At 69.8% G+C, this 19,112-nt stretch carries 16 protein-coding genes and 3 pseudogenes; 14 read left to right on the top strand and 5 right to left on the bottom strand.

Going from position 1 to position 19,112, the window contains the following annotated elements:
* Positions 1-226 (top strand): annotated as a pseudogene (locus tag D7231_RS34040) (IS630 family transposase); the annotation flags it as partial.
* Positions 227-302: 76 nt separating this feature from the next.
* On the opposite strand, the gene D7231_RS34035 reads toward D7231_RS34040, so the two are convergent.
* The gene (locus D7231_RS34035) at positions 303-1,997 is read right to left on the bottom strand and encodes an IS1182 family transposase (RefSeq protein ID WP_120760129.1); all 1,695 of its coding nucleotides are present in this window, start codon (positions 1,995-1,997) and stop codon (positions 303-305) included.
* Positions 1,998-2,360: 363 nt separating this feature from the next.
* Between D7231_RS34035 and D7231_RS34030 the strand changes: the two genes are divergently transcribed.
* The 4 genes from D7231_RS34030 to D7231_RS34020 all read left to right on the top strand — a co-directional run bounded on the left by D7231_RS34030 (position 2,361) and on the right by D7231_RS34020 (position 5,117).
* Entirely contained in the window at positions 2,361-2,783 is a 423-nt protein-coding gene (locus D7231_RS34030) for a DUF3592 domain-containing protein (protein WP_120760127.1), read from the top strand.
* A gap of 253 nt (positions 2,784-3,036) precedes the next feature.
* Complete coding sequence (locus tag D7231_RS38695; protein ID WP_120760133.1) at positions 3,037-3,438, top strand: Ku protein; 402 nt, start codon at positions 3,037-3,039, stop codon at positions 3,436-3,438.
* Entirely contained in the window at positions 3,435-3,707 is a 273-nt protein-coding gene (locus D7231_RS36330) for a Ku family protein (RefSeq protein WP_147449853.1), read from the top strand. The genes D7231_RS38695 and D7231_RS36330 overlap by 4 nt, the downstream gene beginning before the upstream one ends.
* Positions 3,708-4,382: 675 nt before the next feature.
* Positions 4,383-5,117 carry a phosphoenolpyruvate carboxykinase (ATP) gene (locus tag D7231_RS34020; RefSeq protein WP_120760124.1) on the top strand — a complete coding sequence of 245 codons (735 nt, stop codon included), beginning with the start codon at positions 4,383-4,385 and terminating at the stop codon, positions 5,115-5,117.
* 71 nt (positions 5,118-5,188) lie between these two features.
* Here the strand turns inward: D7231_RS34020 and D7231_RS34015 are convergent, their stop codons facing one another.
* On the bottom strand, positions 5,189-6,508 hold the full coding sequence (locus tag D7231_RS34015; RefSeq protein ID WP_242000066.1) for a helix-turn-helix transcriptional regulator: 1,320 nt from the start codon (positions 6,506-6,508) through the stop codon (positions 5,189-5,191).
* A gap of 267 nt (positions 6,509-6,775) precedes the next feature.
* Between D7231_RS34015 and D7231_RS34010 the strand changes: the two genes are divergently transcribed.
* From D7231_RS34010 to D7231_RS33985, 6 genes are all read left to right on the top strand, one after another.
* Complete coding sequence (locus D7231_RS34010; RefSeq protein ID WP_120760120.1) at positions 6,776-7,810, top strand: NAD-dependent epimerase/dehydratase family protein; 1,035 nt, start codon at positions 6,776-6,778, stop codon at positions 7,808-7,810.
* A 17-nt stretch (positions 7,811-7,827) separates the two neighbouring features.
* Entirely contained in the window at positions 7,828-8,604 is a 777-nt protein-coding gene (locus D7231_RS34005; RefSeq protein ID WP_242000065.1) for a hypothetical protein, read from the top strand.
* Positions 8,585-9,952 carry a hypothetical protein gene (locus D7231_RS34000; RefSeq protein ID WP_120760118.1) on the top strand — a complete coding sequence of 456 codons (1,368 nt, stop codon included), beginning with the start codon at positions 8,585-8,587 and terminating at the stop codon, positions 9,950-9,952. The genes D7231_RS34005 and D7231_RS34000 overlap by 20 nt, the downstream gene beginning before the upstream one ends.
* A 70-nt stretch (positions 9,953-10,022) precedes the next feature.
* On the top strand, positions 10,023-10,898 hold the full coding sequence (locus D7231_RS33995; RefSeq protein WP_120760116.1) for a glycosyltransferase family 2 protein: 876 nt from the start codon (positions 10,023-10,025) through the stop codon (positions 10,896-10,898).
* 112 nt (positions 10,899-11,010) lie between these two features.
* Entirely contained in the window at positions 11,011-11,496 is a 486-nt protein-coding gene (locus tag D7231_RS33990; RefSeq protein ID WP_120760113.1) for an NUDIX domain-containing protein, read from the top strand.
* A 779-nt stretch (positions 11,497-12,275) separates the two neighbouring features.
* Positions 12,276-12,773, top strand: a complete 498-nt coding sequence (locus D7231_RS33985) for a cupin domain-containing protein (RefSeq protein WP_120760111.1) — start codon at positions 12,276-12,278, stop codon at positions 12,771-12,773.
* Positions 12,774-13,034: 261 nt separating this feature from the next.
* Here D7231_RS33985 and D7231_RS33980 read toward each other — a convergent pair whose 3' ends face one another.
* On the bottom strand, positions 13,035-13,868 hold the full coding sequence (locus tag D7231_RS33980) for an NAD(P)H-binding protein (RefSeq protein WP_120760109.1): 834 nt from the start codon (positions 13,866-13,868) through the stop codon (positions 13,035-13,037).
* A 138-nt stretch (positions 13,869-14,006) separates the two neighbouring features.
* A complete protein-coding gene (locus D7231_RS33975) occupies positions 14,007-15,527 on the bottom strand; it encodes an MFS transporter (RefSeq protein ID WP_242000064.1) in 1,521 nt (506 codons plus the stop codon).
* Between the two features lie 118 nt (positions 15,528-15,645).
* Between D7231_RS33975 and D7231_RS33970 the strand changes: the two genes are divergently transcribed.
* From D7231_RS33970 to D7231_RS37980, 3 genes and pseudogenes are all read left to right on the top strand, one after another.
* Positions 15,646-16,497, top strand: coding sequence for a helix-turn-helix transcriptional regulator (locus tag D7231_RS33970; protein ID WP_120760105.1), 852 nt, complete (start codon positions 15,646-15,648; stop codon positions 16,495-16,497).
* 440 nt (positions 16,498-16,937) lie between these two features.
* Positions 16,938-18,065, top strand: a complete 1,128-nt coding sequence (locus D7231_RS33965; RefSeq protein WP_120760103.1) for an ETX/MTX2 family pore-forming toxin — start codon at positions 16,938-16,940, stop codon at positions 18,063-18,065.
* A 39-nt stretch (positions 18,066-18,104) separates the two neighbouring features.
* Positions 18,105-18,277: pseudogene (locus tag D7231_RS37980) on the top strand (IS5/IS1182 family transposase); the annotation flags it as partial.
* 439 nt (positions 18,278-18,716) lie between these two features.
* Here D7231_RS37980 and D7231_RS37975 read toward each other — a convergent pair.
* Positions 18,717-19,112: pseudogene (locus D7231_RS37975) on the bottom strand (IS701 family transposase); the annotation flags it as partial.

Here is a 19,112-nt window from a genome sequence, read left to right as displayed (position 1 = left end):
CAACCCGATCGAGGCCCACTTCGGGCCCCTGCGGCAGTTCACCCTCGCCAACTCGAACCACCCCAACCACACCATCCAGACCCGGGCCCTGCACGCCTACCTGCACTGGCGAAACCACAACGCCCGCTACCCGGACGTCCTGGCCGCCCAACGACGTGAACGCGCACGTGTCCGCAGCGAGAAAGGCATCCGCTGGGGCGGCAGACCACGACAGCCCGCAGCCTGACCACCACCCCGGCGAACCCATGCAGTCACAGCACTAGTGAGCTTGACTCTGTCGGTGATCTTGGTGATTGGCGGGGTCAGGTGCCGAGGGTTCGCCAGGACTTCGACCGGGGGATGCCGTGCTGGTCCAGGTGGTTCTGGAGAGCGGTCGGTGGTCTCGGTGAGGGAGCTTTCCCGGTCGCTGGTCGGCTGCTGAGCCGTTCGATGTTGACGGCGATGGCCGTGAGGACGTGTTGAAGGTGGGCTTTGGGCTGGCCTCGGTAGCGGCAGTGGCGCATGCCGTGGCCGTGGGCGAACTCGTTGACGGTGCCCTCGACCCCGGAGCGGACCGCGTAGCGGGCCTTCCAGCCGGGGGTCTGCTGTTCGGCGCGGACACGGACCTGCAGATCGCGGAGCTCTCGCGGAGGGAAGCCCACGTTCCGGGCGGGGGCGCTGGTGCACCGGGGGCGGTCGGGACACGGCTGGCACTGGCTCTTGTTGAACCGCGCGACGATCAGGGGTGCGCCGGCGAACTGCGAGGTCGGATATGGGCCCTGCCAGCCCGCGCTGACCTGGCCGTTCGGGCAGGTGACCTGGCGGCGGTCGAAGTCGATGTGGAAGTCGTCCCGGTCGAAGCCCTCGTTCCGGCGGTGCTGGCGGGTGGGGTTGGCCGTCAGCGGGCCGCTGACGGTGACCTGGTGTTCGCGGGCGGCGCGTTCCAGGTGGACCAGGGAGGTGTAGCCGCCGTCGACCAGATGCTCGGCGGGCAGCAGGCCGCGACGGGCCAGACGGTTGTGCAGGCCGGGCAGCACCCGGGCGTCGCTGGTGGCAGCCGAGGTGGTGGCCACGTCCGTGATCACATTGACGCTGTCGGGACCGCATGTCTCGGTGAGGTGGGCGGCGAACCCCTTCCAGCGGATGATGTGCCCGTGGCGGACGTAGCGCGCGGTGGTGTCGTAGGGGGAGACGATCGCCGCTGATGAGGGCGGCAGTCCGCCGTCCTCATCGGTGCGCCAGCGCAGGCGGCCTGCCGGGTCGCGGTAGTAGTTCTGCACGACGATCTGGCGCAGGGCCTGGGCCTGCGGGCCGGGCCGGTGCAGGCGTTCCAGCAGGCGGCAGGCGTCCTCGCCGGCGGCCAGGATCCTCGTCTTGGGACGGCTGGGGTTCTTGCCCAGACGCACCGGACGGCCATAGCGGCGGCCCCAGTCCTCGTCGACCAGGTCGGTCAGCAGATGCCCCACCGTGCGGGCCGCCTCTTCCAGTGCGGCACGAACCGCCTCGGTGACCAGTTCCAGCCGGGTCAGGTCGCGCACCGCGGCCAGCACGTGGGTCGAGTCAGTACGCTGAGTGGTGCGCTCACGCACGAGCCCGGCGTCCTTCAGCCGGGCCAGCGCCAGATCCAGGAGACGGTCCGCACGTCCGTCGTCCAGCAGCCGCTCACGGAAGTCGGCCAACACGCTGTGGTGGAAGCCGGGATCATCCAGGTCCAGGGCCAGGCAGTACTTGAAGTCGATGCGGCAGCGGACCGCCTCCGCCGCCTGGCGGTCCGACAGGCCGAGCAGAAACTGCAGCACGCTCACCGTCGCCAACTGCGCAGGTGACAGGCCGGGGCGTCCGTCGCGCGGGTACCAGTCGACGAAGTCGTCGTCGTGCCACAGCCCGTCCAACCGGTCCCGCACCCACATCGCCGTCGTCCCCTTCGGGTTGCTTGCCCGCGCGATCTGCGCAGTCAGAGCGGGAACCAGCTCACCGGAACGGGGACGGAGCGACAACAGACACCTCGGTAACTGCATCGGGCTTCGAAGAGCCCTGAGCATGCACCCTGATCATGCTGACGCACCGGGAAACTACAAGATCACCGACAGAGTCAAGGTGAGAAGGGCGAGCACGTCGAAGCGGCCGGCCGCCGGGGCTGCCTTCGTGCCGCGGCTTCGCAGATGGTGGTGGCTCAGGAGCCGTCACGCCGTTGGTGGGCTGCGTGGGCGGCCGGCGTGCGGCGGCCCGCGTTCGGCCCACCCGGGGCGGGAGCGTGGCGAGGGGGATGCCTGGGATAGCGTCGCCCTCGCTTGTCCGGAGTTGAGGGGGACGTCGTGGAGATTCGGTTTGAGACGCGTGCACAGGGAGGCCGGGGAGCTTTCCGAGGGCTCACGTTCGCAATGTTCGCCGTCGGGGTGCTGTGCCTGGTAGCCGGGCTGATCTTCGCCGGGGTGTCGGTCTCCTTCCTGACGGATGCGCAGCGGGCCCGGGGCACGGTGGTGGCCCTGGACTGGCAGGAGGACCACGACGGTGGATCTCGTATGGCGCATGGCGACGACGCGCCTGCGGCGTACCCGGTGGTCGAGTTCACGTCGGTGGACGGCACGCCGAGGAAGTTCCGGGATTCCGCGGGTTCCAATCCACCGGCGTACGAGGTGGGTGAGCAAGTTGAGGTGCTCTACCGCCCGGATTCACCTGAGGACGCGCGGATCAAGGGCTTCCTCTCGCTGTGGCTGCTGCCGCTGATCTTCGGTGGGATCGGGCTGGTGTTCACAGGGATCGGCACGGGCTTCGCATTGGCTGCCCGGCGGCGACGTGCCTAGGAGCGTGTCCGGTGGACCCCAGGATCTGGACCAGGAGGAAGGTCAGCTCACGGGCCGGACTCCGCGAGGCCCGGACTCCTGCCCGGGCGGCGGCTGCGGGTCCCGCGGAGGCCTCCGGCGTGCGCGCGGCGCAGGCAGCCCGATGCTGAGGCCATGAGTGATCACCCGCCCTGGCAGGCCCGGTGCCGGTGACCGGGCTAACGCATGAGGCCGCTGCGGAGCGGGATGATCAGCGTGGGGATGATCGCTCTACCTGTCCAGCTGTATCCCGCGACGCGCACTGAGTATCCGGGACGGACCCACGAAGTCCACGGGGTGGACGGCGGCCGGCCGGATCAGGCACCGACGCGTTTGCGGCATTGACGGCCAGGAGGTCCCCTACGAGCAGGTCGCGCACGGGGTCGAAACGCCGGCCGGCACGGTCGTCCTCCACGACGACCTCGCCCGCCTTCCCCTGCCCGCCTTCAAGGTCCTGGCCCTGGCCGGCTTCGTCCCCGCCGCCAGCGTCGACCCGGCCCTTTTCCACCACTTCTACTACGCCGAGCCGCTCGGGCCCGGCGCCGACAAGCCGTACACCCTACTTGCCGCCGCCCTGACGCGCTCGGACCGTGTCGGTGTCAGCAAGTCGCCATCCACCTGCGCGAGCGCCCAGTGATCCTGCGCCCCTACGCCGGCACCCCGTCCCTGGCACACACGCTCTACTGGCCGCACGAGCGCAACGAGCCACCCGAACACCGCGAGGCCGCGGCGGCACCGACCCATCGCGAACTGGCGATGGCCGAAGCGCTCGTCGAGGCCATGACCCAGGACACCCCACCCGAGCAACACGACAAGTACTTCCGCCTTGGAGCGCCTTGGCCGAAACGAAGGCAGTCGGCGGACGGCTCGAGCCACCCGCCGAACCTGCCCCGCCCGTTGCCCTGATGGCCGCGCTGGAGGCATCGATCCGCGCGGCGCGCCGTGATCAGCACCCCTGATAGTGCGCGGCACGGCCGGGCACCGGGCGCGTTACCGGACACCCCTTTTTCGTAGTCGCGAGGGGAATCACCGACGAGCAGGGACTCGTCCGCGGGGCCCAGCACCACCCACTCCTCCCCGGACTGACCCTGCATCGACCGCTCCGGTTCGCTCGCCGGCCGCCTCCGCCAGACACTGAGCACCTGAAGAGACCCCTCACAGCGGCGCGCGGCCTCGCGACACACTCGGTTGGACGATGCCGGACAGCATGCAGGAGCGTCCCGCCGTAGGGTCGCGGGTGGCCCGTGGCTGACCACCGCCGCGCGCAGCGGCTCCGCCCGCGAACACCCAGCCGCTCCGCGTGCGGCAGACATCGCCGGACGTGCGTCACCGGCCGGGCGCGGGGACCTCGCCTGTGGGCAGCGCCTGTGTCTGCTATGTCCGCTCCCGGCCGCACCGGCCCACCGCACGCTCCCCGTGCGCGTGCGAGTCGGCCGATTCCGCCCCGGCGCGGCGCGCGCTGCTCCAAGATGGGGACGGGGTTCGGAGGCAGGGTGTCGGATTTTCAGTGGTATCAGTTCGTTGCTGCCGACCGGCCGCTGGACCGGGAGCAGCTCGCCAGGGTCCGTCGGCTGTCCACCCGTGCCCGTCTCACCCCGACGTCGTTCATCGCTCCTCGCCGACGGCTGGCTGATCCTGCACGTCTCCGCCGTCACCCGCGACGGCGAGGCCGTCCTGACCCTGGGCGGGAAGGGTGCGGGCAAGACGACCACCGCCCTGCTGCTCGCCGGCGAAGGGTGGGGCCTGCTGGCCAACGACCGCGTCTTCGTCCGCGCCGAGAGCGACGGCGGGACGGTGCGGGTGCTGCCGTGGCCGTCGGCGGCTGCGATCGGCCTCGGCCTCCTTGACGCCCTCGGCCTCTATGACCAGGTGCGCTCGCGCCTGATGAGCGGGGACCGGCTGCACCCCACCCAGCACACACGGGTCACCGACGCCCTCCTCAAGGGCGACCGTTCGCCGCTGTGGAAGCCCAGCGGCACGGAGATGAAGCCGCAGTTCTTTCCCGACCAGCTCACCACCTGGCTCGCTCTGCCGCTGGTCACCGAGGGCGTGGCCGCCCGGTTCCTCTTCCCCCACATCACCCCGAACGCGTCCCCGGCCCGTCTCCAGGACGACCGGCCGCTGACGGACGCGGACTTCTTCACCGCCGCCAGCGAGGACCGCTACCCCGACATCTTCGACCTGCTGCCCCCCGAGGCGGCCACCGCGCCGAGCCCGACGCGTGAGCTGCTGGCCGCGCTGCCCCGCCGCGTCATCACGCTCGGGCATGGCGTGAAGGCGAACGCCGCCTTCCTGGCGGAGGCCGCGGCCGGGTGAGGCAGAGCACCTGGCCGGCGGAGGCGACGTCCGTCGCCTCCGTCGGCAGCGTGCTGTGCGTCCTGCCGCGGTCAGCTGGCGCGGGCCAGCTCCAGGAGCTCCCCGACACCCACGTCCGAGGCGTGCCCGGAGAAGGCCGGGAGGAGGCCGTGGACGAGTTCGACGCAGCGCGGAGCGCCGATGCGGTTCGCCGTCGTGAGCGCCTGGGTGGCAGTGGCCGCCGCCCGGTCGAACTCGCCGTCGCGCAGGTACGCCTCGGCCTCGTATGCGAGGAACACCGCCTTCGTCTTCGTCCGGGCGACGGGCAGCACCTTGGTGCCGTCCTGGATGAGCTGGTGGGCGCTGCGGCGGTGGCCGAGGTCGAGGAGGCACCGGCCGGAGTCGACGGCGAGGTCCGAGGGGCACATCCACACGCACCAGGTGGGGGCCGGGTCGGCGGCTGGGGCGCCGAGGTGGTGCTCGGCGGCGGCCAGGGCTCGGCTGCATGCGAGTTCTTCGCCGAGGGCGGCATGGGCGCGGCCGAGGCGGAGGTGGAGCACGGAGCGGGCCATGGGGTGGTCGGCGCGCCGGATGGCGTACTCGAGGACGTCCACTGCGTCCTTGGGCTGGTTCAGCCACAGCGATTGGTAGGCGAAGTCGGCGAGGACTCCGGCGCCCAGGTCGCGGTCGCCGGTGGCGTGGGCGCTGTGCAGGGCGCCGTGCCACAGCTTTCCGGCCCCGGCGTGGTCGCCCTGGTCGAAGCGGTACCAGCCGAGGGTCTGGGCGAGGCTCGCGGCGAGGGTGTTGAGCCGTTTGCCGATGCCTTTGGTGTGGCGGCCCTCGGCGATCAGGTCGGTGACGGTGTGCAGGTGTGCGTCGAGGAGTCGGTGGGCGTGCTGGCGCTGCTCTGTGGCCAGGGTCGCCAGGCGTTTGCTGGTGTCCTCCAGCATGGTCACGAAGTCGGCGTCCACGCGGCGGCCGCGCAGGGCGGTTGCGACGGCGTGCGGTTCGTCGGTGGCCCATTGCAGGGCGAGTCCGGCGAGCGCGGCGCCTGTGTAGGCGGTGAAGGTGCGGCGGTAGAGATCCATGGTGGTCCGCAGGGCCTCTCGAAGAGCGGGCACGTTGCTGTAGGGGCCGAGAGGCAGCGGGGTGTCCATGCCGGGGAGCCAGTTCGGCCAGCCGAGGGCCCGTACGGTGCCAGGGTCGATGCCGAACACTTCGGCGAGGAGGTCCTGGGATTCGTCGTCGGGGATGACGCGTCCGGACTCCCATTTCGACACCCGCTGGGGGATGGCTCCCGACCGCAGCCCCCGGCGCTCGGCTGCCTGCCGGATCAGGCGGGCGAGGTCAGCCTGCGACCAGCCGCGCGTGATCCGGGCGTATGCGAGTGGGTGGCGGATTGGTGTGTCCACGCGTCCCATCCCATCATCGGCAGGACCCCGAAGCCTACCGCTGAACCGGCCGGGGCTACACCGGGGCTATACCCAACACCTGTACGTCAGCGCCGAGTTGACGCTGTACTCAGTCGCGACTCAGCGTGAGGCCGCGTCGGGCCCTCGCCTGTGGTGAGCAGCGTGGGGCACGCGGGGTTTTCCCGTTGGACTATCAAATCCCACCCGCTGGTGGTCACGGCGGACAGTGACGATGCTGCCGAACCGAATCGACAGAAGGGAACGGTTATGAACGTTGAAGACCGCCTCGCGTCCCGCCTGGCCGGTGCCACCGTCACCGTAACGGGCGGCTTCGGCCTCGTCGGGAGCCGCATCGTGCACAGGCTCCGCGCCTTGGGAGCCGAACCTGTCGCCGTGGGGAAGCTCGACGCCTACGAGCCGTCGGTGTGCTCCAGCCTCTTCGGCGTCAGCCCCACCGATGGCGACGTGATCGCCGGGGACATCACCGACGCCGCCCTGATCGACCACGTGGTCTCCCGCAGTGACTACGTCATCCACGCCGCCGCGCTCGCCGACGTGGCCGGGTGCACGCGCAACCCGATGGCGGCCCTGCACGACAACGTCACCGGCACCCAGACCGTCCTGGCCGCCGCCGCGCGCCATGCCCGCTCAGTGAAGCGCCTGTGCTTCGTATCGTCGGCCAGCGTCTACGGCCACGGCGGCGGCACGGACGCCCCGGCCCGGTTCGCCGAGGACGATCCGCTGCGCCCGGTCTCGGTGTACGCGAACACGAAGGTGTGGGGGGAACACCAGACCGCGTTGACGGTGGGTGAGGCCGGAGGCTCGTACTCGGTGGTCCGGTACTTCTCCGTCTACGGCCAGCCGCAGACGATCAAGCGCGGGTCGCACTCGTGGGTGGCAGCCTGGATGGCGATGCACGCGCACCTCGGTCTGCCGCTGCACCTCAACGGTGGCGGCCACCAGGTTCGGGACTTCGTGCACGTAGACGACATCGCCGACGCGACGCTCCTCGCGACGGTGGAGCCCGGCGCCCACCGGGCCACGGTGAACGTGGGCACCGGCCGCGCCACCTCCATCAGGAAGGTCAGCGAGCTGGTGCGGCAGCACTACGACGTACCGGTCATCGAGACGCCGATGCCGCCAGGTGACCCCATGGGCGGTCGCGCCGACACCACACGCATGAGGAAGATCCTCGACTGGGAGCCGGCGGTCAGCGTGGAGGAGGGCGTGCGCCGGTACGTGGCCTGGCTGCGCGACACACCGGGGGCCGTGCCGGGGTGGCTGCGCGCCGAGTCGGCCTGAGGCGGGGGAAGACCGAGATGACGAAGCCTGCCCTGCTGAAGGACCTCGCCGACAGACGGGTCCTTCCCGCCCACCAGCAGATGGATCACGGCACCGTGGAATGGATCACCGAGCACCGCCCGGCGACGTTCCCCGCAATACCGCCGCTGCCGCAGTACCAACCGATGATGCTCGCCCCAGACGCCTCGTGGTTCACCTGCGTCGAGCAGAGCGATTCCTTGCACGGCGTCCGGCACTGCGCTCGCGTGAGCCTGCTCGCGTCCGTCCTGGCGCACGAACAGGGCCTCTACGGGGATACGGCAGCGGCGCTGTGCGTGGCGGCAGCCGTGCACGATTGCCGCCGCCGCGACGACCGCACGGATGCGGGCCACGGCCGGCGGGCGGCGCGGTGGTTCGCGAAGAACGCCGCGAGCGTCTGCGCCTGCTTCGGCCTGCGGCTGTCCGCCGACTGCCTGGTGCAGGCGACGACCGCCGTCGCGTTGCACGACGTGCCGTACGAGGAGTTCACGCCCGCTCAGGTGCGCGCCTACCGGCGTGCCGAGCAGGTCACGGACCTGCTCAAGGCGGCGGACTGCCTGGACCGCTACCGGCTCCCGGCCGTGCGCTGGTGGCCCGATCCGTCGCGGTTACGCACGCCCGTGCCGGACTGGCTCTACCCGTTCGCCTTCGACCTGGTCGTCCGCAGCGAGCGGGCCCGGCTCGACGGCGCCGGGCACGAGGCCGCTCTGATCCACGCGTGCAGCATCGTCTTCCAAGGCGGACAGGAGGGGCACGATGCGAAGCCAGTGGGCTGACGCCCACACCGACTACGCCTCCCTCGGCGCGCGACCCGGGCCGAGGGGGCTCGCCGACAGCGAGGCCGACTGGCGCGGCCACCTCGAGAACGAGACCCGCAACGGGTGGCTGCTGCGCGGAAACGCCATGGTCAACGCGCTGACCAGCGGGCGCCCGATCCACCTGATGCACACCACCGTCGCCCTGGACGCCATCCGCGCCAGCGGGCAGCTGTACGCGTCCAGCGGGTGCCTGGTCGCCGCGCGGTACTGCGCCCCCCTCACCGAACACGACGGGGCCTTGCGGCCGCACAACCTCGGCTTCTACCTGCTTCAGACCAAGCCGCACACCTGCACCCTCGTCTTCGAGATCACCCCGGACGCCCCCGTGCCGCCCCTGGGGATCGACTACCTGCGCCTGGGCGGCATCCACCTGCGGACCTACCTCAGCCGCCGCAGCTTCCTGACGGCCGCCGAGGACGACCAGCTGCGCCGGGCGGCCATCGGCCGGGTCCAGGCGGCAGCCCGGTTCCTCGACGTCCTGCTCGCGGCCGCGCGGGGGGCGGCCGCCGACGAGCGTACGTTCGTCGATGCCCTCGCCAGGACGGTGCCGGTGTTTCCCTTCCTGGGGTATGTGTACTTCGAGGTGCTGTCCGAGTACCTGCTGCTGCACTCGGCCAGCACCGAGACCCAGCGGTGCGCGGAGGCGGGGGAGCTGAACAACCGGCTCTACAAGCGCCTGGCGCACGGGGCGGTCGAGGGCATGGACCAGCTGTTCGACCTCTCCCGGTTCCACCCCCGGCACGACGAGCTCGTACGGCTCGTCGCCGGTATCGAGCCCGGCCTGGCCCCGGGCGCCGCCCGGTACGTGTGCCGTCGGCTGCCGCACCTGTTCGCCTGCATCGCGCTGGCCCCCGGACAGGACGCCCATGCCATCGCCTTCCAGGGCGCGGACTTCGAGGCGCTGGCGCAGGCGGCGCCCGGTCTGCTGGGGCAGCTGCTGTTCCGCGAGATGCGCATCACCGACCGCTACCCCCAGCTCTACCTGGCGTTCGAGCAGGCCAAGGCCATGGAGGCGTGGGACTTCTGGAACGCGCACACCATCCCCACGCCCTTCAACGGGACCCTCCCCAAGGGCGAGATCAACCCCGCCTACCCCAGGGCAGGCTGCCGGGTCCGGACTGCCGAGACATGCCCGCGCGGGCTGGTTCACCCGGTCGAGGAGCTGGACGTGTCCCTCGTGCCGCGCCTGGCCGAGCTGCGGATGACGGCCATGCGCCGGGACGGGACCGGGAAGGCCGTCGGCCACGACCGGGTGCCGGTGTCCAGCGGGCAGCGGCCGGTCGGTGTCCAGGGAACGCGAGGGTGAACGCGGCCACCTCGGCCGGCCCTGTGATGTGTACCCTGCCGCGGACAGGAACCTGCTTGAGGAAGTCACCGTGACCACTGGAGCACCAGTCCCGACGATCGGCGTCGTCGTGCTGACCATGAACGACCGCCCGACCGAGTTTCCCCAGGCCATGGCCTCGGTCCTGGCTCAGGAAGACGTGGACCTGGACGTGGTGGTGGTCGGCAACGGGTGCGAGCCCGAGCTCGTGCCGCCCGGGGTCCGTACGGTCGCGCTGCCGGAGAACGTCGGCATCCCCGAAGGCCGCAATGTGGGCGCGGCGAACGTCAAGGGTGACCTGCTGCTGTTCTTCGACAACGACGCCATCCTGCCGGAGCCGGACGTCATCGCCCATCTCGCCGCCCGGCTCCGGCAGGACCCCGGCCTGGCCTACGTGCAGCCCCGCATCGCCGACCCGGACACGGGCGACACGGTGCGCCGCTGGGTGCCCCGGCTGCGCGCGGATGCCACGCGGCCGGGTGTCGTGACGGTCATGGCCGAGGGCATCGTGCTGATGCGCCGTGAGGCGTTCGAGCGCGTCGGAGAGTGGCCGGGCCGCTTTTTCCTCTTCCACGAGGGCATCGACCTCGCCTGGCGATGCTGGGATCACGGGTACACCGGCTTCTACATGCCCGGCGTGGTCGTTCACCACCCCGCGACCAACCCGGCCCGGCACTCGGTGTTCTACCGGATGAACGCACGCAACCGGGTGTGGGTCGCCCGCCGCAACCTCCCCCGCGTTCTGATCCCCGTCAACCTGGCCACGTGGGCGCTGGTGACCCTGTGGCGTTTCCGGGACAAGGACGCCCGGCGCGACTCGGTCGCAGGCTTCCTCGAAGGCCTGCGGACGGACTGCGGCCCCCGGTCGCCGATGGGCTGGCGGACGGTCATCCGGCTCACCCGGGCCGGGCGGCCGCCGATCTTCTGAACCTCCGGGGAAGGCGGCCACGATCACCTCCGCCGGCGACGTGACGCACGACCTGCCGCGGGCCTCCCGTCGCAGGCAAGAGAGGAAGGGGAAGGCGATAGGTAAGCGACCGATGCCGATGACCGCCACGCAGTACGCGGCCACGCGCCCGAAACTCACCGGCACCGGAGGCATGCTGCTCACCGTCGGACCGGACCGGCCCGTGCTGCTCCACTCCGTCTACGACGGCTACGACTGGATGCTCCCGGGCGGGAACATGGAGGAGCACGAGGACCCCAAGACGGCCGCCTGTCGGGAAACCCTGGAGGAGACCGGCCTTACGGTGCGCGGGCCGATGGACCTCCTCCTGGTCGAGTTCTGGCGGCCGCGCCCGGACTGGCCGCACGGACGGTTCGTGTGCGTCTTCGACGGCGGCACGATCACCGCCGAGGAACTGGAGCAGATCAAGCTCGATCCGGACGAACACGACCAGTACCTCGCGCGGGAGTGGGACAGCTGGATCACCGAGGCGCCTCCCCGTCGCGCGCGGCAGCTGGAGGCCCTGCGGCGTGCCCGGAAGACCGGCAAGAGCGAGTACCTGGTGTACGACGCACCGTGAAGTGCGGTCGGCGCCGGCCACCAGCGCCGACCTATCGGGCAGACGAAGTCGTCGGTCACCTTCTGGGCAACAGGGGTAAGTTCCGGCAGCATCTCGAAACGCCGGTCGATGGCCAGCAGCGGTGACCAGCCCCGTCGCGCCGCGAACAGCGCCTGCTGGCCGGGGACGGCCAGCAGGTCGACGTCCAGGCAGGGCTCAGAGCCGAGGATGCACTGGTCGTTGCGGAGCTGGAAGGCGTTCTCGCTGACAGGCTCCACGCGCCAGGTCTGGGCGCGGGAGCCGTTGCAGGCCCGCAGGTGGGTGCCGAGCGCGGCCCGCCCGTCCGCGGCGGGGCTGGGTACGGCGGTCACTTCGTCCGGCATGCGCTGCGTGACGACGGCGACGTTGTCGCGGCCGCCCGCGAAGCTCCCGCCCATGCGCTCGGTCTGGAGGAAACAGCCCTCGTGGATCTCACCGGTCGCCGCGACCGTCGCCCAGGCCGCCCTCACCCGCACCTCCACCGCTGCGCCACGCCTTGGGCCCGGCGGCCCTCGCCCGGTCTGGCCTGTCCGGTCTGACCGGGAGCCGGGCAAACCTGCACGGACAGCAAAAGGCCCGCGCCCCCGCAGGGACGCTGTTGGCGAATTCGGGACTCGATCACTTCGTCCTGTCGGGTTCATCCGGCGGGACGAAGAGCTGCCGGGCGGGAGCGCCGGGTGCGTGCCCGGGGTCGGCCGCTGTGGCCTTCGGTCCGGCACATGACGTACGTTTCGGCGTGATCAACATTTCAGGAGTAATCGATGTCTCTCTTCATCCCCGATTTTGACGAAACCGTCGTTGTGCGCGCTGCTGACGCCGAATTGACCGGCGTGGGTGGTCCGGTGACCAACCAACTGCTCGTCGATAGCCCCGCCACGGGTGGCGCGCTCTCCAGCATGCGTGTCACCCTCGGCAAGGGCGCGAACGGCGCCCGTCCGCACCACCACGGCAAGTCCGCCGAGATGTTCTATGTCCTCGACGGCACCGCCCAGCTGCTGTCCGGCGATCAGGTAGTCACCGCGGAGCGCGGGGACGTGGTCGTCGTACCGCCCGGCATGCAGCATGCTTTTGCCGCCGCGCCCGGCGAGATTGCGGACATGCTCGTCATCATCACGCCCGGGGTGGAGCGCTTCGAGTACTTCCGCCACCTTGAGCGCATCCGCTACGGCAAGGTGCCGCCGGAGAGCCTTCTCGAAGTCCAGGAACTGTACGACTCCTACTTCGGGACCAGCGCGGTCTGGGACGCCGCACGCGGATAGGCCTGGTCTCTGACCGGGCCGCACACCCGCGCCACCCGGCGCAACTCGAGGTGCCGAGCTCGTGCCTCTCCGGCAGGGCGGTGCCCGGCCGGCACACCCGGTCTCAATCGCCGACGGAGTCTGCAGCAAGTCCTTTGTTGTGGCTTTGCCGCAGACCTGCCGTGTGGTCCGCCGGGTGTGAAGACGGGCGTCACGCCAGGTTCCGACGTACTCCTCAGTGTCACGCCTGAGCGCGGATCAACGCGCTCAGGCTCAGACGGTTCAATGGAAGGCGTCGGCGTTCTCGGAAGCCCACTGCTGAAACGGGCGGGCCGGTGTTCCAGTGACCTGGGAAACCGTGTCGCGCACCATCAGCAACTCGTCGTTCACGTCTCCGCCCGTGACGTCGAGCACCGCGTCCGCGGCCTCGGCTCCGAAGACCGCGGCCATCTGCGCGTGGGCCTCCTGGCGGCTGATCTCGGCGAAGGGAACCTCCCGGCCCAGTGCTGCCGCGATGGCCTCGACCTGCTGCCGAGCGGTCACCGGCTCCGGACCGGTCAAGGCGTACGTGTGCCCCTGGTGGCCGGGCTGGGTAAGTGCCACCCGTGCCACCGACGCGATGTCCGCAGGGTGGATGGTCGGCAGTGCAGTGTCCGCGTACGGCGCGCGGACGGTCTCGTGGTCACGGATGGAAGCCGCCCACATGAGGGCGTTCGAGGCGAACTGCGTCGGCCGCAGGATCGTCCAGGCCATCCCGCTTGACTTGAGCAGTTGCTCCACCGCCAGGTTCTCGCCGGCAGGACCGAGGCGGGGGTGGGTCTGGACGGTAATGGACGACACCAGCACGACGTGTTCCACACCCGCCTGCCGGGCAACTTCGAGGATGTCGGCGTCCGGCCCCAGCCGCGACACAAGAAACAGCGAGCGCACTCCGTCCAGCGCGGGCTTCAACGACGCCGGCTTCGTGAAGTCGCCCTCCACGGCCTCGACCCCTTCGGGGAAGACGACCCGTGCGGCATCACGGGTGAGCCCTCTGAGCGGACCGATACCGCGTGCGTGCAGTTCCTCCAGCAAGGCACTGCCTATGTTTCCGGTGGCTCCGGTCACGAGGATCATGAGTTGTTTCCCGTCGTCAGAATGATCAACTGGACGACACGTTAGAACCTCAATCATGCTTGGGGTCAAGGAGCCTCCTGGCCCTTCATGCTGTCGGGCGCGTCCGGCCTTCGGTGCTGAGCGGGGAGCCGGCATGGGTCACCGGACGCTGCTGTCTTCGGTGGTGTCCTGGACCAGGTGGTCCGGATAGGCGTCGCCGGTGCCGGCGGAGGCCCTCGGCAAGTGCCGCAGGGCGAAGGCGCCGAGTGCGGCATGGAGGGTGCCTGCGATGGCGGCGGTGATGTGCAGACCGGTGACGAAGGCTGCCTTCGCATCGCCGATGACCGCGGCCGTGAGGCCGGGCACCTGCAATGTTTCGTTGAGAGTACCGGCGACGCCGGGTCCCCGGAGCCGGAAGATCAGGGCAGCCAGCGAGCCGAGGAACGCGATGCCGAGGGCGTTGCCGATCTCGTTGCTGGTCTCGGCGATTGCTGCCGCGGACCCGGCCCGTTCTGCGGGAACCGCGGCCACGGCGGTATCGGCGACAACGCTGAAGGAGATCCCGTAGCCGAGGCCGGCGATGACGGTGGACGCCACGTACCAGCCGATACCGCCGGAGACGCTGGTGACGCTGGTGACCAGCAGCAGGAGCAGACCCGCGGCGATGAAGAAGTGGCAGGTGACGAGTGCTGCCCGTGTGCCGGTACGCGCGATCAGCGCCGGTGTGACGATGCAGGTGATGGTGAGCGCAGCCGCGCCGGGGAGCGCGACGAGAGCTGAGTCCAGGACCGTCAGTCCAAGGACGGACTGGAGGTAGATGCCGCCGAGGTAGGCCGTTGCCGACCATGCGGCCAGAGGCAGAAGCCCGGTGATGGCCGCGATCGTGAACACCCGGTCGCGGAAGAGGCTGAAGTCGATCAGCGGGTGTTCGAGGCGCAGTTGCCGCCGGGCGAACCACCCCAGAGCGACGACGCCGGCGATCCCTGTGGCCACCGGGGTCGCAGTCAGCCCCTCCGCGGCAGCGCGCTTGATCGCATAGACGGTCAGCACGATGCCTGCGGCGGAGAGCAGGACGCTCAGGACGTCGACGCGGCCGGTACGTGCGGCACGTACCTCGCGGAGCAGGACCGGGGCCAGGACCAGGAAGAGCACGACGACGGGGAGATTGATCAGGAAGACCGACCCCCACCAGAAGCTGCTCAGCAGTTGTCCGCCGACGACCGGGCCGATCGCGAAGCCGGCGGCAAAGGTCGCTGCGAAGATCCCGATCGCTCTCGCCCGCCGGCGCGGGTCGGTGAACAGTTCGCTGAGTACCGCCAGCGCCGACGGCAGCAGCGTGGCACCGGCCACGCCCATGAGCGCCCGGAAGGCGATCAGCAGTTCCGGCCCAGGGGCGAAGGCCGCCCCTGCCGAGGCCGCGCCGAACACTGCCGTGCCGGTCATCAGAAGCTTCAGCCGCCCGTACCGGTCGCCGATGTTCCCGAACGCGATGAGCAGGGACCCGACGGCGAATCCGTAGGCATCCAGGATCCACAACGCCTGACCGGCAGTCGGCGACAGCGCCTCGGAGATCTTGGTCATCGCCAGGAACAGGACCGAGCCGTCCATCGCGACCAGCAGTACCGGACCGAGCACCACCAGCAGACCGAGCCACGCCCGCGGACCGGGTGAGTGAGACATACGCTGTGTATTCATACATCCGACGGTGCGATGCCGTCCGCCCGGCAACCATCCCCGCGCCATGGGTACACCTCACAGGGACACCCTGATACGGACCGCGGCACCTACGCTCGGAGTCATGGAACTGGAGAGCCTCGGGGCATATCTGAAGACCCGCCGCGACCGGGTCACGCCCGGCGACGTCGGACTGCGCACCTACGGCACCGCCCGCCGGGTACCGGGCCTGCGCCGCGAGGAGCTCGCCCAGCTCGCCGGCGTGAGCGCCGGCTACTACACACGACTGGAGCAAGGCCAGGCCGGTACCGCCTCCCAACAGGTCCTCGACGCGCTCGCCAACGTGCTCCGGCTCGATCCATCCGAGACGGCCCACCTGCACAACCTCTCCCGCCGGCCCAGCACGTCACGCCTGGTCCGTCCCCGTCCGGAAAGGCCGCACCAACGGGTGCTCTCGCTCCTGGCATCCCTGGGAGACAGCACGCCGGCCGTCGTGCTCGGCCGCCGCGGCGACGTGCTGGCCTGGAACCGCACCGGACATGCCCTCGTCGCGGAACACGTCGACTTCACGGCGCCCCACGATCCCGCGCGACGGCCCTCCATCCCCCGGATGTTCTTCCTCGACTCCCTCACCCGAGACCTTCACCGGAACTGGGACGAACTCGCCCTCATCCACGTCGCCTACCTGCGGCTCACCGCGGGCCGCTATCCCACCGACGCCCGGCTGGCCGAACTGATCGGCGAACTGGCCATGCACAGCAGGGAATTCGCCAAGCTATGGGCCAAGGGCGACGTCGCGGACTGCACCGTCGGCACCATGTACCTGCAGCACCCGACCGTCGGCGACATCGACATCGACTATCAAGTGTGGCTCCAGCCCGAGAGCCCCGACCACCGGCTGGAGGTCTACACACCCAACGACACCGCCTCGGCCGACGCACTGCGCCTGCTGTCCAACCAAGTCGCCGACCAGTAGAAACCCGAGGCGAATTTTCGGGATCCCCGTTCTGCACGTACTGCACTGCACCACAACAGCAAACTCGGCACGCGGCTGAAGTCCTTGACCGTCGGATGCCTCGGCACGGACCAAGACGTCCGGGCTGTCATCCGGCTCGTCAAAGAGGGCCGCGGCGACACAGCGGCACGGACTCTGGCGTCCCGGTATGCCGAACAGACACGGGCTGCACTGCGGCACTTCACCCCAGGGCCTGACCGTCACGCCATGGAATGCCTGCTGGACCATACCCTGCGGCCCCCGCGCCCCCTTTCATGACTGAGCACGCATAAACATTCACGTAAGAAATGCGATAAAAGCTCATCCGTTGACGTCCGACGGTTGCTGGAGCGGGATATATGCGTGCTAGCGTGCAGCTCTTCCGGGTTGATCCGGAAGATTTCCGATAAGGGAAGTTGCAGATGAGGCTTCACATATCCAAGAAGTCGATGGCGTGTTTCTCCGCGGCTGCCGCGATGACGGCGACAATGGCGGTCGTCGCGGTGCCGGGAAATGCGTACGCTGATACCCGGCCACCGGCCCCCGCCACCCTCGACGAAGCGCTCAACGACATGGTGCGGTACGGCGACCCGGCCGCCTGGGCGGCGAAGCAGGCCGATCATGAGCAGCACTGGGGTTCACCGCAACCGTACGGGCTCGTCTGCACCAGGGCCGGGTGCCGATGGGCCCACATGGGAGCCCTGTACGACGGAATAGGGAACGACGCCTCGCAGGTCACGTTCGGCAACCTCGAGGTGACACCGGCGGGTTCCCCGACCGTCAAGTCAGTGGAGAGGGGAGTGGAGATCTCGGAAGAGCTGTCCACCACCTTGACGAACCCCGGTGACGAAACGCTCATGATGACGAGCGCACCCATGACGAAGACGTACCACAATTCCGTCACGAGCCAGGTGACCCAACAGGTCAGCACAGGCAATACCGTCAGCGCCGAGCTCAAGGTCGGCCCGCTGATCAACCTGGGGGATTCGCTCAGTACGACATACACGTGGGGAACATCCAAAGAAACGACATCAGGCGAGGACGTGGAGGTCACCATCCCCTCCCAGACGATCCCCGTACCGCCGCACTCCTCTCGCAAGGTGCACGGAACCATGACCCGTACCGTGCGCACCGGGAAGGTGAACCTCACAGGAGACCTGAACGGGCGGTTCACCCAGTGCGTTCACTCGTCCCTCCAGAAAGATGACGGGTCCTGGCTGACGGTGTGGGGCCCCGGTTACAAGGACGGGAACAAGGACTGCAAGACCTATTCGGTGTTCGACCTGGCGGTGGCCGCCTCCCACGGGGACACGTACGGGAACTTGCCGCAGGGATTCGGCATCAGCGGTCACCACTCGGTCTCGGTGCCGGGTGTCGGCACGTACGAGACCCATACGGGCGCGGACGTCGCGGTAACGGTCGACCGCCCGGTTCCCCTTCCGGGCTGGACACAGGCGACGCCGCAGGCCGCGGGACGGATCGGTCATGCGTACTCGATCCCGCTCGACATCACTTCCAAGGCCGTTCACACCTGGGTCACCACGCACTGACGCCGGACAGCCACGCAAGAGTCGTATACGCGCGGTCATCCTCAGCCGTCCGACCGGGTCGGCCGGCGTCCGCGGCGAGGCGGTCGAGGCGGGCGTCCGCCGGGCTTCGACGCGGAGGCCTGCAAGCCGCAACACCACGGAGCGATTGCACCAACCGAATGAAGCAGTGGCGCGGCCTGACCGGGCGAACCGTCAAACTCGCCCTCGCCTACCGCGATCCGGCCATCCTCGACGACGTACGCGACCGGGTCGTGGACGGGGGAGACGCTGGGGGAGACGTTCGCCTGCCTGCCGGGACATCCGGCTTCCGGTGGTGCGGGCCGCGGCCCTGCATCAGAGTGTGTAGGTGTGCAGGTCAAGGAGGTGCGGCAGGCGGGTCAGCTCAGGTGAGGAGTTTCGCGAGCAGGGCCACCACGTGTCGGTACGTCCCTCCGGACTATGGACCAGCCGGTCGCCCCCACGGAATCCCCAGATTTAGTACTCCAGCAGGGTTTCGCTATCTGGCCTGGTCAAAGGCGTCGTCGGGGGTGTAGTGGTCCGGTCGTGGATCAGGGGCGGTGCGGCCGGACCGCCCCTCCAACGTGTGGAGTCGTCGTTGGTAGTGGCAGGGGCGGGAGACGGCCTGGTGTCTGCGGCGCCAGTGCGACCAGTTCAGGGCGTGCGCGCGAAGCGACCGGCCGGTTTGGCGGTTCGGGCAGAGGCGAAGCGCCAGGAGCCGGCGGACTTCTGCCACGGTGAGCGGTGCCAGGGTGCCGGAAGCGTTTCTGCAGCCCCCTTTTCCGCCGCGTCGGTTGCCATGATGGTGAGGTAGGCGTGGGCGAGCATGGCCGGGGTGATGTGCCGGTACCAGCCGGCGTATCGGCGGGCCTCGTACGGGTCCGGGCCGCACTCGTTCTTTGCCGCCTGGAAGCACTCCTCGCTCTGCCGGCGCGTTCCGGCGATCCGGACCAGGTCGGCCACGGTGGTCTCCCGTGGTGCGTAGGCGAGGAAGTAGGCGATCTCGTCGGGCTTGTTGATGCTGCGGCGGGCCAGTGCCCGGCGTCGGCG

The organism is Streptomyces klenkii (assembly GCF_003626645.1).
Classification (GTDB): domain Bacteria; phylum Actinomycetota; class Actinomycetes; order Streptomycetales; family Streptomycetaceae; genus Streptomyces; species Streptomyces klenkii.
Note: the sequence above shows the minus strand (reverse complement) of the source record. Positions and strands in the feature narration are given on the sequence as shown.